The sequence below is a fragment of the Sporosarcina sp. P19 genome, from assembly GCF_002743165.1.
GTDB classification, from domain to species: Bacteria; Bacillota; Bacilli; order Bacillales_A; family Planococcaceae; genus Sporosarcina; species Sporosarcina ureae.
Window position 1 is genome coordinate 42,766 of sequence record NZ_PDYR01000007.1, and the last position, 14,963, is coordinate 57,728.

The following is a 14,963-nucleotide window of genomic DNA, read 5'->3' on the forward strand; positions in this document are numbered from 1 at the left end:
CCCAGCCGCTTAGTTACCGCACATAAAATCATTCAGAAACAGCAGAACAGATACTATATTTTCGAAGGGGGAAATAACATGCTAGTTGGTGTGCCAAAAGAAATTAAAAATAATGAAAACCGCGTCGCTATGACACCTGCAGGAGTGTTTAACTTATGTTCATCTGGCCATGAAGTAGTTATCGAAACTGGAGCTGGTGCAGGCTCAAGTTTTACAGATGAAGAGTATATCAATGTAGGTGCCAAGGTCGTTGCAACTGCAGAAGAAGCCTGGAAAGTGGATATGGTTTTAAAGGTGAAAGAGCCGATACCAGCTGAGTATGGTTATTTCCGTGAAGGACTTATTTTATTCACCTATTTGCATCTTGCTTCAGATTCAGAACTGACTAAAGAACTGCTAAATAAAAAGGTAATTGCAATTGCTTACGAAACAGTTCAACTTCCAAATAACACACTACCTCTTTTAGCGCCAATGAGTGAGGTTGCAGGACGCATGGCGACATTGATCGGTGCCCAGTATCTACAACAAACCAATGGAGGTAAAGGGATGTTATTGAGCGGTGTGCCTGGCGTATCACGTGGAAGTGTAACCATCATAGGCGGTGGGCAAGCTGGAACTAATGCTGCCCGAATTGCAATGGGAATGGGTGCGAGGGTAACAGTTCTTGATCTGTCAGTAGAACGACTACGTCAACTAGATGATATATTCGGAAATGATGTTCAGACACTGGTTTCCAACCCTTTAAACATTGCAGAGTCTGTAAAAAATGCAGATTTAGTCGTGGGTGCCGTGTTAATTCCAGGGACTAGAGCACCGAAGCTTGTATCAGAAGACGTAGTTAAATCTATGAAGCCAGGGTCAGTTTTAGTCGATATCGCAATCGACCAAGGCGGAATTTTTGCAACCTCTGATCGGGTCACAACACATGATGATCCGATTTATGTCAAACATGAAATAGTCCACTATGCGGTAGCAAACATGCCAGGTGCAGTTCCGCAAACATCAACGACGGCATTAACGAATGTAACAGTCCCATATGCACTCCAAATTGCAAACAAAGGATTTAGATGTGCATGCTTAGAGAATCTTTCTCTCCAAAAAGGAATCAACATATTAGATGGGCATATCACGTATAAAGCTGTAGCAGATGCTTTTGATATGGAGTATGTGTCTGCAGAAATGCTATTGAATCTCGTACCGGTAAAATGAGGATATACTTATAAAGATAATTAAATATGTATATTCACATAAAAAGACGTAATTGATTAATCAATTGCGTCTTTTTTACGTGCAGATAGCTTTTGAATTAGAGTATGCACGCCTGCTTAATAGTATATATAATGGTAAATAGATTAAATAGAGTAAAATAGTAGTTTATTCAGGGGAATGGAGAGTGAATGGAGAGTGAATGGAAATGCAATCAAACACCCAAGTTTATGTAATCACAATTGCAGGAGCAGTCTGTTGGGGATTGATCGGTTTATTCATAGCGCCACTGTATGCAAGGGGATTCACAGCTTGGGATGTAGTAGCAATTCGAGGGATCTTCAGCTTTGTGTTTTTATTTGCCATCATGATGCTATTCTATCGTGATCAGTTACGGACACAAATAAAAGATCATATGTTCTTTGCGAGTGCAGGTATTTTTAGTCTAGCACTGTTTAACTACTTTTATTTCGAAGTGTTTTCACGTTCTAGCTTGTCTCTTGCAGTGACGTTACTATATACGGGACCGTTATTCGTGATGATTCTATCGAGGATCTTCTTTAAGGAATTACTAACTGCACGCAAAGGTTTAGCACTAGTATTTGCTATTGTTGGTTGTGCATTTGTTGTCGGACTATTGCCGCTCGGATCGGAGAGTATCCCTAGTAAGACGCTGTTCATGGGGATTCTTTCGGGATTTTGTTATGCGCTATACAGTGTTTTCACTAAGCCGATAACGAAACGCTATTCGGCTCTGACAATTACTACGTACACATTCTTTTACATGGCCTTGTTCATGTCGATGACAAGTGATGTATGGCGCAAGGTTGACACATTCCAGTATGTGGACGTTTGGATTGCTGCCTTACTACTGGCGCTGATATCCACCGTGGCGGCATATGTGTTATATACATCGGGTCTAAAGTATTTGGAAGCGGGGAAGGCATCGATTCTTGCAACCATTGAACCAATTGTTGCAGTTTTAGTTGGTGTATTGTTTCTTGGTGATCAACTGCTTCCGTTACAGATACTTGGCATCGCAATTGTGTTGTATTCAGCTGTACTCATAGTAGGAAAGCAAGTGAAAAGTAAGAATTTTTATAAAAGAGATCATACTTTTGAAAAGTAGTATCTGTGTAAGAACTGCTCGCGTTTGATAGCATAAACAAACGGAATAGTTCCCCCGCAGATACACATCATGATGTGAATTTCGCTATTTCATCAGCTACTACAAATGCCAAATCATCATTTCCAAACAGTTGAAGCACATCCAACATAGTTTCATTATCTATATGAAGTTCCTCGAATCCATCATCGTTTTCCATGATTTCCTTTAGTGCGGAATTTGGCTGTTGTTCAGGGTATGCTTGCTGATAAAGAGCTTGTGGATTAAGTTGATGATTCACACACCACTGGACAAACAGACGGATCATCAAGTTTTCATCATCTTTATACTTTTGAATGATTTGTTCTTCAATACTTTTAAATTCCATTGTGCAAACCTCCTGGGTCGATTGTTTCTTTTAAGTATAAACGATAGGAAGACTTTCTAGTAATGAATAACGACACCACTTTTTAAATGACTAAATAGAAAAGCTAGTTAGTGGGCTATTGGACTTATATATCGAACTAATCGCCTATAGAACCATAAATAGACGAAAAATTTTGGTTTCTTATAAAATTTGCTACAATAGTAGTATGACCGCTAGATAATAATACACAAGAAAGTTTACGTACAGTTTTGATGGAATGGCGGCTACTATAATCAAGGAGGTTTTTGGAATGGCGGAAGATCGCTATCAACGTGGTTTGGAAAAATTAATGGAACTTACGTTATCGGGTGAGGATAACCCAGCAGGTGAGATGGAAATTGGCGAGAGCTTCAAAGATGTAGCACCCGATTTGACTAAGTATGTAGTGGAATTTGCATTTGGTGATATTTATTCACGGCCTGGATTGGATAATAAACAGAAGGTCCTTACGACAATTACGGCTCTTGTAGCACAAGGCAAACCACAGATTCAGATGCACATCAAAACAGGTCTTGATGTAGGTTTGACACCGGACGAGATTATCGGCTGCATTATGCATCTGATTCCATACACTGGATTCCCGAGCGTGCTAAATGCTTTATCCGTTGCGCAAACAGTATTTGCGGAACGCGGAGTATCGATTACGAAAACAGACGAGAAGTAAGCTAGCTTATTACGAATAGTACATTTTAAAGTGGTTTCAACCGGTGATGTTCAAAACGGTTGAAACCACTTTTCTACTACTTGAAAATGGACCAGCTATTTTACTGATCGAAAAAGGCTGGAACTGCATGTTTAGCAAATGGAGTATATGTAAGTGCTACTCTAACAAACCTGTCTTTCTTTACGTAACTTCACTATAATAAAGTCACGATGATCTATAACGAATAGCAAACTAAATGACGTACAAGTCTAGAGGAGAGATGTTACATGTTTTCGAAAGAAGAAAAAGATGCGGTCTACAAAGTGATTTACAATAGAAGAGATGTGCGAAGTTTTTTGCCGACTCCCATTTCTGAGGATAAGATACATAACATATTGAAAGCGGCTCATCACGCACCTTCAGTTGGCTTCATGCAACCATGGAATTTCGTCATCGTTTCATCTGATGAAACGAAAGAAAAGTTGGCTTGGGCAGCTGACAAAGAAAGGCGTGCGCTAGCGATTCATTATGAAGACGAGGGAGAAAAAGAGACAAAGTTTCTTGGCTTAAAAATACAAGGATTGAAAGAAGCACCCATCACTATTTGCGTAACATGTGATCCTACGCGTGGCGGCTCACATGTGTTAGGACGTAACTCCATCCCTGAAACGGACATGTTATCGACTGCTTGTGCAATACAAAATATGTGGTTAGCAGCATGTGCGGAAGGCCTGGCTATGGGCTGGGTGAGTTTTTATAAAAAGAATGATGTGCGCGATATTTTGAACATACCACCCCATGTTGAACCGATTGCTCTTTTATCTATTGGATACACGGAGAATTATCCTACTGCGCCTATATTGGAAACAGCGAATTGGGAGAAACGACGAAGTTTGAATGATTTGATTTTTACCGATCAGTGGAATAACAAATAACGGTTTACAGATGCACTAAGCTCATCAACATTGTATATCATCAGCTGTGAAGTAGCTGATGATATACAATGTTTTTTGTTAGACATACAAGAGTAGTAATTTCACAAAATGACACACATTACTAGGGGAAGAAAAATGTTGCCAAATCTACTTTTTTCTAGGTATAAAGTCATTATTAATTCATTCAGTGTAATCAATCCGAGATAAATAATTTCATAAAAAAACTCTTTTTTGTTATATCCCGTCTACGTTTATCGTGCTTTATGAATAAATAAAGTAACTCATTTAATATTCGTCTCTTTTTTTTACCTTTTGCCTTCTTCGGAAAGTATATGTATAGTATATAATCGTTCATTAGACGAACAAGTAACCTTATTTCGAAAGGAGAAACATGAGAAAAATATCAAATGTCTTTTACATTACGATCGCATTGATCGTCGTTACGGTTGGGTACGGCGTATTTGCATCGGAAAGCTTCGAAACCATTACAATGAATGCAAAGAATTTCGTTGCATCCTCATTTGGATGGTACTATTTGCTGTTGCTTTCATTACTACTATTATTAAGTATATTCCTCATTTTTAGTCCGTACGGTAAGATTCGACTCGGTAAAGATACCGACCGACCTGAATTTTCTACGGTCACGTGGATTGCTATGCTGTTTTCAGCAGGAATGGGTATCGGATTAGTGTTCTATGGAGCAGCTGAACCTTTGTCACATTTCGTCAATCCTGCTACAGAAGATCCAAACACCGATGAAGCGTTTAAGGAAGGATTACGTGAATCATTCCATCACTGGGGACTTCATGTATGGGCGATGTATGGAATAGTCGCTTTATCTCTCGCTTATTTTCAGTTCCGTAAAGATGCACCTGGTTTAATTTCAGCAACATTGAAACCGATTTTTGGCAAGAAGATGGATGGTCCGTGGGGAATATTCGTTGATGTTCTTGCAGTCTTTGCTACCGCATTCGGTGTTGCGACAACTCTCGGTTTCGGTGCTGTTCAAATTAACGCAGGGCTGAATTATCTATTTGGGATTGAAATTGGGACGTTCTCTCAGTTTATTATTATCGCCATAGTCACAGTACTGTTCATCATATCCGCTTCGTCGGGGCTTAGTAAAGGGATCAAGTATCTATCCAATACAAACTTGGTACTTGCTGTGTTACTTCTTGCATTCGTCGTTGTTTTGGGACCGACATTGTTAATATTGAATATGTTTACTGAATCACTTGGAGGTTACGTAGGAAATCTGGTTCAAATGAGTCTTCGTACGGCGCCGCTTAATGCAGGTAACCAGCAATGGTTGTTTGACTGGACGATCTTCTACTGGGCTTGGTGGATTTCATGGGCACCGTTCGTCAGTATGTTTATCGCACGTGTCTCAAAGGGCCGTACGATCCGAGAATTCATGGTGGGCGTCCTTCTTGCACCTACATTGCTTTGTGCATTTTGGTTCTCTACGTTCGGTACGACAGCTGTTGATATGCAGCGCAGTGGACTAGCGGATATCGCAAGCTCTTCGTCCGAGCTAGTAGTCTTTGAAATGTTTAACGAAATGCCGTGGTCATTTATTATTTCGATTATAGCCATTCTGTTGATTGCGTCGTTCTTCGTGACTAGCGCTGACTCTGCAACGTTTGTGCTCGGTATGCAATCGACATATGGATCGTTGACACCGCCTACTAGTGTGAAAATGATTTGGGGTATTATCCAATCGTCCATTGCATTAATCTTGTTGTCAGTTGGTGGATTGGCCGCCTTACAAAACACGATTATTATTGCCGCCTTACCGTTCTCGTTCGTCATGTTATTGATGGTCATCTCTCTGATGAAAGAGCTACGTAGAGAGAAAACTAAGCGTAGGTAGTATCTTAATTTATTAAATAGTATATGAAGCCGTTGCTGTAGTAAAAGCAGCGGTTTTTTAGTTTACCGTACGGTATAAATCGACTACAGTTAATGGGTAAAACAATATCAAATATAAGTAGTTCGATATTAAATTTTGAGGGTAGCTCAAAGAAGTGGAATTCATCTGTGCATTTTTTGTATAATGGTAGGACTGGCATCTGTTAAGGGTAAGTATATGTAAAAAACTATTTTTGTACGCAGGTGCAAGTTATGAAGAGAGGATTTGAACGTAACGATGACTACTAATTTTTGGCTTGATCTACCACGGCCATTTTTCATACTAGCACCGATGGAGGATGTTACGGACGTGGTTTTTCGCCACGTAGTAAGCGAAGCTGCACGTCCGGATGTATTCTTTACGGAATTTACCAATACGGAAAGCTTTTGTCATCCAGAGGGAATCTTTAGCGTGCGCGGACGTTTGGCGTTTACAGAAGACGAACAGCCAATCGTCGCTCACATTTGGGGAGACAAGCCAGAACATTTCCGCGAGATGAGTATTGGGATGGCGGAACTTGGTTTTAAAGGATTGGATATTAATATGGGATGTCCTGTGCCAAACGTTGCAACAAAAGGTAAAGGTAGTGGTTTGATTAACCATCCTGAAACCGCTGCGGCAATTATTCAAGCCGCAAAAGCTGGCGGATTACCTGTCAGTGTCAAGACGCGTCTTGGCTATACAGATATAGAAGAATGGCATACATGGCTCAGACATGTACTGGAGCAAGATATCGCGAACTTGTCAATCCATCTCCGTACCCGCAAGGAAATGAGCAATGGCAATGCACATTGGGAATTGATTCCGGAAATCAAGAAGCTTCGTGATGAAATAGCGCCTGATACGTTGTTGACGATCAATGGTGATATTCTGGATCGTCAAATGGGCCTGGAGCTTGTGGAGAAGTATGGTGTGGATGGGGTTATGATTGGACGCGGAATTTTTAATAATCCATTTGCCTTTGAAAAAGAGAAGAAAGAACATGATTATAAAGAGTTGCTAGATCTTTTGCGTCTTCATCTGGATCTTTTCGATAAATATTCGACAGAGCTGGAACCGCGACTATTTAAACCGCTGCGTAGATTCTTTAAGATTTACATTAAAGGGTTCCGTGGAGCAGCTGAACTTCGAAATGAATTGATGAGTACGAATACGACAGACGAAGTACGAGCGTTACTGGATTCTGTAGAACTCGATTAATAGATTCTAAAAAAGCCTCCTTGCCATACCAGAAATACTGGTATGAGCAAGGAGGCTTTTTGTGTAATGGATGTAGCGTAGAATTATTTTTCTTACTTAAATAAACCAAGCTTTTCAATACGGCGAATCGCTTCTTGCAAGCGTTCTTCACTTTCCAACAACCCGACACGAATATATCCTTCTCCGTGAACACCAAATCCGTTCCCCGGTGATACTGCGACGTCTGCTTTATCCAGTAATAAATCAGCGAAGGTTTCGCTTGTAAATCCTTCTGGGACAGGTAGCCAAGCAAAGAATGAGCCAGTAGGAGCCGTGACGTCCCAACCGATGCGTTCGCATTCCGTTAGCAATACTGTCAGGCGACTTTCATAGAGCGCAACTAATTCTTCAACGCATTGTTGAGGACCTGTCAATGCTTCAATTGCGGCACGTTGAACTGCCGGGAAAATGCTAGTGAATAAGTGGTCTTGCAATACATTTAATGCTTCTATTATTTCAGAGTTACCGACTGCAAAACCTACTCGCCAGCCTGCCATATTATACATTTTGGAAAGGGACAGCATTTCAATGCCGACTTCCTTTGCCCCCTCAGTTTGTAAAAAGCTAATCGGTTTCTGGCCTTCAAAACCAATTCCACCATACGCAAAATCTTGTAAGACGGCAATCTGATTTTCTTTGGCAAACGCCACAGTTTTTTCATAAAACTCGGGAGTTGCTGTGACGCCTGTTGGATTACTTGGATAATTTAAGTACATTAGTTTGGCATCTTTTTTCTGATCATCCGTCAGTTTATCGTAATCAGGAAGAAATTCATTCTCCTTACGTAGTGGCATCGTATCATATCGAATACCCGCTAAGCTCACACCTGATAAGTAGTCAGGATAGCCAGGGTCTGGCAGTAATAATAAGTCTCCTTCATTCATAATAGCTAAAGGAAGTTCTACGACACCTATTTTCGTGCCACCGAGTACCGCGACTTCTGTTTCAGGGTCAATCGTGACATCATATTCACGCTGATAGTATTCAGCCACAGCTTGTTTTAAAGCAAGTGTTCCTCTGAATGGAGAGTAGCCGTGTGTCGCTGGATCTTCAACAGCTTCTTGCAATGCTTTAATAATATGGGGAGGTGTTGGCTGATCAGGGTTTCCGCGTCCGAGATTAATTACATCTCTGCCTTCATCCATAGCCTTTTCTATTTTATTTAATAATAACGTAAAGAAATGTGGAGGGAGATTTTGTAAACGGTTAGATAAAGCCATAGTCTATTCCTTCTTTCTTTGGTAGGGTATTTGCGTTAAGTATACATAGATCATACTAGACTTTTCAATAAAAGGTTGGGCATTCGATTCCAGATGATTGCGAAGATTAGGCAAAAGGAAAGTAATGTTGATAGAATGAGTCGGATATTCTACTGACTTGTTGTTATTCGCCTTGACAGTTTTGTAAATTCAGATTAGTATATGTTTTACGCATATAATTTAATAGTAATCTCTTATCAAGAGCGACTGAGGGAAGAGGCCCGATGAAGTCCAGCAACCCCTTGAATGAAACAAGGAAGGTGCCAAATCCTACAGCATGGTTTTCCATCTGAGAGATAAGCTGAGTGTATTTCAGTACTTCTTTCATTTAGAAAAATGAAAGATTTTTTTATTTAGAAAAATTTTTAAAAACTTACTATTTTTGATGATTATTTACTTGAATGTAGAAAGAAGTGAGAAGATGATCCAAATTCAACATTTGTCTAAAGTCTATCAGACAAAAGAAAAAGTGGTAAAAGGTGTAGATGATGTATCACTAGACATCGAGACTGGAGAAATATTTGGTATTGTCGGTTATTCAGGTGCGGGAAAAAGTTCTCTCATACGCTGTTTGAATTTGTTGGAGACACCAACGAGCGGCACGATCTTAATTGATGATGTAAATTTAACGAAACTATCAGGGGTACAACTTCGGCAGGCGCGCTTGAAGATTGGAATGATTTTTCAGCACTTTTATTTAATTAGCCAAAAGACGATTTTCGAAAATATCGCATTTGCTTTACAAGCAGCAAAAATGCCGTCAAACAAAATAGAGGCACGTGTAATGGAACTTCTTGAAATGGTAGGTCTGTCTGAAAAACGCGATGTATATCCTGCTCAGTTGAGCGGAGGACAGAAGCAACGCGTTGGAATTGCGAGAGCCCTAGCTAATAATCCATCCGTTTTGCTTTGTGATGAAGCGACATCTGCACTGGATCCTAACACGACGATGTCCATTTTACGATTGTTGAAAAAGATCAATAAAGAATTGAATATCACCATTGTGTTAATTACGCATGAGATGAATGTCGTAAAAGAAATTTGTGATCGCATGGCGATTATGCAAGACGGAAAAGTCATTGAAGAAGGGCAAGTGTATGACATCTTTTCTAATCCAGTTCAACCTTTGACGAAAGAGTTTATTAGTAGTGTAGTGTCTTATGAAATCCCGGATACCGTCATGTCCACCTTGGCTGGTACACTGATAAAAATCACTTTTAAAGGTGAAGTAGCCATGGAGGGTGTGATTTCCGATACTATGCAGAAGTATAGAGTGAAAGGAAACTTCCTGCATGGGTCGATTGAATATATTCAAGAACGAGCACTTGGGATTTTCTTAATGGAATTGCAAGGTGAGCGTGACGAAGTAGAGCAGGCGATTGCATACATACTCGAACAAAATGCACAAGTGGAGGTGATCCGACAACATGTTTGATCTATCTCACATTATGGAACTCATGCCGGATATTACAAAAGCATTTGGTGAAACACTTTATATGATCGGCATCTCGCTTACAATTGCACTGATTATTGGATTGCCGCTCGGGGTTCTGTTATTTACAACAGATAAAGGGTTATTTTTAGAGAACCGTGCAATAAATTCAGTAGTTGGTTTTTTCGTTAATATTATTCGATCCATCCCATTCATCATACTACTTGTAGCCCTAATACCTCTGACGAAACTGATTGTTGGAAATACGATTGGACCGGCAGCTGCAAGTGTGTCGCTTTCCGTGGCAGCCATTCCTTTCTTTGCTAGGATTGTTGAAACATCCATGCGTGAAATAGACAAAGGAGTTATAGAGGCTGCCATATCAACGGGTGCGTCGCCGTGGATGATTATTTGGAATGTGTTATTACCTGAATCTAAGTCGAGTATTATCCAAGGACTTACACTGACACTAATTAACTTAGTTGCCTATTCAGCCATGGCTGGGTTTGTTGGCGGAGGCGGGATTGGGGACTTGGCGATTCGTTTCGGCTATTACCGATATGACGACAGTATTATGCTAGTCACCGTTGCGATTTTAATAGTGCTAGTGCAGTTGATTCAATTTGGCGGAGATCGAATTTCAAAAATGATAGATAAAAGATAGTAGGGGAGAGATGGATTATGAAGAAACTGGTACTTACAATCATTCTTACTGCGTTGGTTGCGGCCTTGGCTGCTTGTGGAGGAGAAAAGTCCACTGAAAAATCGGATGATGATAAAAATCTTCATTTTGGTGCAACAGCAGGTCCTTATAGTGACATGCTGAAAAAGGCGATACAACCTGGTCTTGAAGAAAAAGGTTATACCGTTAAAATCACGGAGTTCAGTGATTATATTCAGCCAAACATTTCACTGGACAGTGGTGATATAGATGCGAACTTGTTCCAAAACATTACGTACTTAGAAAACTTCGAGAAAGAAAACAATATGGAACTCTCAGAGTTGATTATAGTACCGACAGCGCCATTAGGTATCTATTCAAACAAATATACTTCTCTTGAGGAAATTGAAGATGGATCAACAATTACTATTCCGAATGATCCCGTGAACGCAGCGAGAACATTATATGTATTGGAAGATGCAGGGTTAGTGAAAATGGATGAAGGTATTGATCAATTGACAGCATCTGAAAAAGATATTACAGAGAACCCGAAAAACTTAGTCATTCAGCCGGTTGAAGCGGGACAATTACCTCGTTCGGTTGAGGGGTCTGATTTAGCTGCAGTACCTGGTAACTTTGCCATTGCAGCAAATATGGATTTGTTAGAAGCACTGGCTTTAGAAGATATGCCCGATCGGTTCCGTAATGTGGTAGCTGTGAAAACAGAAAATGTGGATAAGCAATTTGCAAAAGATATTATGGAAGTAGTAGAATCTGAGAAATTCTTAGAAGTGATTGAATCCGAATTTAAAGGGTTCGGTAAACCAGCATGGATGGATAAATAATACTTACATGTATAGTAGCAAGGTAAAAATATACCAGACGTGAAGACGATAGAAAATGTCTTCACGTCTGGTATTTTACTGCACATTTATTCTGTTTCTACCAAGACAATATCATCAATAATTGGCACGTCGCGCTTTAACTCGGCAAGCATTTCTTCGTCTACAGAGCCGTCGATTTCACAAATCGTAATAGCGGGACCGTCTATTGCAAACCGTTCATTCGCCATACGCGCGATATTGATTCCTTTTCTTGAGAGAATACCTAAAAGATCTGCAATAACACCTTTTTGATCGGTGTGGCGAATTAATAGTGCCGGACGTTCGCCTGAGAATTTTAACGGATAATCATCAAGCTCCTGCACTTCAATTTTACCTCCGCCAAGTGAACTGGCGAGGACTTTTATTGTGTTGGTTGGGCCTGTTAACTCGACCAGTACAGTATTGGGATGATAGCTGCCGAGCACACGTTTCGTAAATTCATATTCCAATCCTATTTTGTTCGCAAGTTCTTTCGCGTTCGGAATTCTTTCATCTGTCGTATTGTACCCCATGACACCAGCCAGAAGCGCCAAGTCGGTACCGTGTCCTTGGTAAGTAGTGGCGAAAGAACCCATTAAGGAAAACTTCGCACGAATAGGTTGTTCGTTCAATAGCTGATGTGCAACGTTTCCAATTCGAACAGCTCCAGCAGTGTGTGAGCTTGATGGACCGATCATGACAGGGCCGATGATTTCATAGGCACTTTGGTATTTAGCAGGAGCACCGCTGCTCTTTTCTTTTTTCACTTTTTCTTTCCCAAATACTTGGTTTTTCAGTTTTTGACCCGTAGGCGTACCAGCAAGTCCGCCGATTCCAGTTTCGCGCAGTGACTCGGGCATGTTCTGTCCCACTTCGTGCATAACATGGATCACTTCGTCTGGAGGAATGATGCTAACAACCCCTGCCATCGCCATATCTGCGGCAGCTTCAGCTGTGATAGCATGCAGTCCATTTCGGATAATACAAGGGATTTCTACTAGACCCGCCACAGGATCACAAACCAGTCCCAATGAGTTTTTCAGTGCGATACCTATTGCGTGACCGACTTGGTCAGGTGTACCGCCAGCAAGTTCCACTAATGTCCCTGCTGCCATTGCAGTAGCAGAGCCGACTTCCGCTTGGCATCCTCCTGCAGCTCCTGAAATGGAAGCACGATTTGCAATGACTAACCCTAGTGCAGATGCCGTGAACATCGATAAGACAATTTGTTCGCGGGTATACTTACCACTATCGAACGCATGAACGAGAACTGCAGGCAAAATTCCTGCTGATCCCGCAGTGGGGGTTGCCACGATTCTTCCCATATTCGCGTTGACCTCTGATACAGCCAGTGCATTCGCAGCGGTGTGTAGGGTAGATGGATGAACAAAAGAATTTCCTTTTTTCGCATAATCATATAATCGTTGTCCGTCGCCGCCTGTTAGTCCTGTACGTGACATGACAGATGAAGTCGTCCCTTTACGAACTGCTTCTTCCATCACCGTAAACTGCTCTGACATTTTCTTGATGATAGTTTCTCTCTGCATGCTTTTTTGCTTAATTTCAGACTGGATCATTAACTCGAAAATCGGAGTATGATCCTGTTCCGCATGCTCGATCAGTTGGTTTAAACTAGTGAATGCCATTTGTGTTTGCTCCCTAAAGAGAACCGTTCCGTACGAAAAATACTGGAACCGCTCTCGCTGTATTTGATAGTAATTACTGCTATATTGAAAGCGCTTACCTTATATTATTTGTTATTATAAGTGAAATGTCAATCAATCGAAAAGATACTGAAGCATCAAATGCCCAGTATCTTGTATACATTTTAATAACTTTGAAGATCTGATAGCAAATGATGATAGATCAATTGTAAAGTGTTTTTTTAATGAATCTTCATGTGTACATTCAAACGCATGGGAAAAGTCAATTCCCGGTCCAATTAAGCCGTGGATGATGTCGTGTCCTGCCTTGATAGCTACAGATGCATCAGAACCGTAACGTGGATACAAATCTAGTTGATAAGCCAGCTAAACAATGTTCTTTTATTGGACGTTTACTAGTTTAGTCTATCGCGTTAAATGTATAATTTCAACGATTTACAATGAACTGAATAAGTCTAATCAGATGAACTTATGATATAATTAATCAATGAAAAAACTAAATAAATTTACAATATGACACGCAAGATAGGGGACATTTACATGAATGAAGAAACAAATACAGTACAAGAAATTACAGAACTTAGAGAACTTAGAGAACAAATTATAACGTATGAGAAGATCATAGAGGATTTATCAGCTCCCATTATACCTTCCATTGTACCGGAAACGATTTTAGTTCCGCTAACCGGTGCTCTTTCAGTAGGGCGCTTTATGCATATCCAAAATAAAATTGTAAAAAGAATATCTGCTAATAATATACTGACAGTAGTTTTTGATTTTACCGATATCAGCACCTTGGCAGTAGAGGAAAATATGGGGTACGAGCTACTGAGTGAAAAAATCAATGAATTGGTCAGTGTGTTGCAATTAATGGGTACAGAAACGATTTTTGTAGGATTCTCACCTGAATTTGCTCAAAACTTGATTCTATCCAATGTATCAAGCTTTACTCAAATTCGTGCATTTACGAATTTCCGTGAAGGTCTTCGCTATTTATTGGATCAAAAGGGAATGGAAATTGTGTATAAAAAATAAATTAATGCCTGTGCAACAGCGGATTTTTAGTCTACTGTTACACAGGCATTAATTTATTATCACTAACTACGTCGAACGATTAATACATCACATGATGCAGTCAAAACGATTGCTTCAGATGCAGAACCTAGAAAATAATGCTCTGCATTTTTCAAACCTTGAGCGCCACAGACGATTATGTCGGCTTCTAGTTCATGACCAAGTTCTTTGGAAATATTCACTTTAGGATCACCATGTGTGTTTCCACGTGGTCAATTCCTTCTTCTTTGGCAAAGGCTTTATCGCTATTCGGCAACTCCTCTATGTGCTCCTGTTCGCGTTCTAGATAAGATGCGTCATCTTCATCAATTGAAAAGGTATCGATGATGAAAACGCGCATTTTCTTCTAGCATTATCATCTCTGTTGATTTATACAAAGCCAATTTTGCCACGCTTGAACCATCTACCGCGACTAGAATATCCATGTATTCATTCATTCGCCAAATCTCCTCAGAAAATCAGGATCAACTTTCTTAAGTCCGATGTCATAACGATAGCATGGCAATAATTTGCTTCTCACTATACCATATTTATACACACAGT

The 14,963-nt window shown here is 40.3% G+C and carries 14 protein-coding genes, 2 pseudogenes and 1 riboswitch; of the genes and pseudogenes, 10 read left to right on the forward strand and 6 right to left on the reverse strand.

Annotated elements, in window-relative coordinates; all coding sequences use genetic code 11:
• The first annotated feature begins 78 nt into the window (after positions 1-78).
• Positions 79-1,209, forward strand: a complete 1,131-nt coding sequence (ald, locus tag CSV74_RS09190) for an alanine dehydrogenase (RefSeq protein WP_099691409.1) — start codon at positions 79-81, stop codon at positions 1,207-1,209.
• A gap of 205 nt (positions 1,210-1,414) precedes the next feature.
• Entirely contained in the window at positions 1,415-2,335 is a 921-nt protein-coding gene (locus CSV74_RS09195) for a DMT family transporter (protein ID WP_233190857.1), read from the forward strand.
• A 67-nt stretch (positions 2,336-2,402) separates the two neighbouring features.
• On the opposite strand, the gene CSV74_RS09200 is transcribed toward CSV74_RS09195, so the two are convergent.
• Positions 2,403-2,699 carry a hypothetical protein gene (locus tag CSV74_RS09200; RefSeq protein ID WP_099691411.1) on the reverse strand — a complete coding sequence of 99 codons (297 nt, stop codon included), beginning with the start codon at positions 2,697-2,699 and terminating at the stop codon, positions 2,403-2,405.
• Between the two features lie 289 nt (positions 2,700-2,988).
• On the opposite strand from CSV74_RS09200, the gene CSV74_RS09205 reads away from it, so the two are divergent.
• The 4 genes from CSV74_RS09205 to CSV74_RS09220 all read left to right on the forward strand — a co-directional run bounded on the left by CSV74_RS09205 (position 2,989) and on the right by CSV74_RS09220 (position 7,428).
• Positions 2,989-3,402 carry a carboxymuconolactone decarboxylase family protein gene (locus CSV74_RS09205; RefSeq protein WP_029054270.1) on the forward strand — a complete coding sequence of 138 codons (414 nt, stop codon included), beginning with the start codon at positions 2,989-2,991 and terminating at the stop codon, positions 3,400-3,402.
• Positions 3,403-3,668: 266 nt separating this feature from the next.
• Positions 3,669-4,316, forward strand: coding sequence for a 5,6-dimethylbenzimidazole synthase (bluB, locus tag CSV74_RS09210; RefSeq protein ID WP_099691412.1), 648 nt, complete (start codon positions 3,669-3,671; stop codon positions 4,314-4,316).
• Between the two features lie 391 nt (positions 4,317-4,707).
• Positions 4,708-6,189 carry a glycine betaine uptake BCCT transporter gene (locus CSV74_RS09215; protein ID WP_099691413.1) on the forward strand — a complete coding sequence of 494 codons (1,482 nt, stop codon included), beginning with the start codon at positions 4,708-4,710 and terminating at the stop codon, positions 6,187-6,189.
• A 276-nt stretch (positions 6,190-6,465) separates the two neighbouring features.
• Positions 6,466-7,428, forward strand: coding sequence for a tRNA dihydrouridine synthase (locus CSV74_RS09220; protein WP_099691414.1), 963 nt, complete (start codon positions 6,466-6,468; stop codon positions 7,426-7,428).
• 92 nt (positions 7,429-7,520) lie between these two features.
• Here the strand turns inward: CSV74_RS09220 and CSV74_RS09225 are convergent, their stop codons facing one another.
• Positions 7,521-8,687: a pyridoxal phosphate-dependent aminotransferase gene (locus CSV74_RS09225; protein ID WP_099691415.1), complete on the reverse strand. Its 1,167-nt coding sequence runs from the start codon at positions 8,685-8,687 to the stop codon at positions 7,521-7,523.
• A 230-nt stretch (positions 8,688-8,917) separates the two neighbouring features.
• A riboswitch (SAM riboswitch) is annotated at positions 8,918-9,029 on the forward strand.
• Between the two features lie 118 nt (positions 9,030-9,147).
• Here CSV74_RS09225 and CSV74_RS09230 point away from each other — a divergent pair.
• Genes CSV74_RS09230 through CSV74_RS09240 form a run of 3 tightly spaced genes read left to right on the forward strand, consistent with a single transcriptional unit; the run spans position 9,148 to position 11,664 of the window.
• Complete coding sequence (locus CSV74_RS09230; RefSeq protein ID WP_099691416.1) at positions 9,148-10,161, forward strand: methionine ABC transporter ATP-binding protein; 1,014 nt, start codon at positions 9,148-9,150, stop codon at positions 10,159-10,161.
• Positions 10,154-10,822 (forward strand): methionine ABC transporter permease, encoded by a 669-nt coding sequence (locus CSV74_RS09235; protein ID WP_037561938.1) that lies wholly within the window; start codon positions 10,154-10,156, stop codon positions 10,820-10,822. Before CSV74_RS09230 ends, CSV74_RS09235 begins: the two co-directional genes overlap by 8 nt.
• 17 nt (positions 10,823-10,839) lie before the next feature.
• Entirely contained in the window at positions 10,840-11,664 is an 825-nt protein-coding gene (locus CSV74_RS09240) for a MetQ/NlpA family ABC transporter substrate-binding protein (protein WP_099691417.1), read from the forward strand.
• 86 nt (positions 11,665-11,750) lie between these two features.
• Here CSV74_RS09240 and sdaAA read toward each other — a convergent pair whose 3' ends face one another.
• A complete protein-coding gene (gene sdaAA, locus CSV74_RS17005) occupies positions 11,751-13,328 on the reverse strand; it encodes an L-serine ammonia-lyase, iron-sulfur-dependent, subunit alpha (protein ID WP_099691418.1) in 1,578 nt (525 codons plus the stop codon).
• Between the two features lie 182 nt (positions 13,329-13,510).
• Positions 13,511-13,706 (reverse strand): annotated as a pseudogene (locus CSV74_RS09250) (peptidase M42); the annotation flags it as partial.
• Positions 13,707-13,886: 180 nt separating this feature from the next.
• Here CSV74_RS09250 and CSV74_RS09255 point away from each other — a divergent pair.
• Positions 13,887-14,381, forward strand: coding sequence for an STAS domain-containing protein (locus tag CSV74_RS09255; protein WP_099691419.1), 495 nt, complete (start codon positions 13,887-13,889; stop codon positions 14,379-14,381).
• A gap of 62 nt (positions 14,382-14,443) precedes the next feature.
• Here CSV74_RS09255 and CSV74_RS09260 read toward each other — a convergent pair.
• Together CSV74_RS09260 and CSV74_RS17010 are read right to left on the reverse strand one after the other, a co-directional pair.
• Positions 14,444-14,605: pseudogene (locus CSV74_RS09260) on the reverse strand (universal stress protein); the annotation flags it as partial.
• A gap of 120 nt (positions 14,606-14,725) precedes the next feature.
• Complete coding sequence (locus CSV74_RS17010; RefSeq protein WP_255408336.1) at positions 14,726-14,857, reverse strand: hypothetical protein; 132 nt, start codon at positions 14,855-14,857, stop codon at positions 14,726-14,728.
• Between the last annotated feature and the right edge of the window lie 106 nt (positions 14,858-14,963).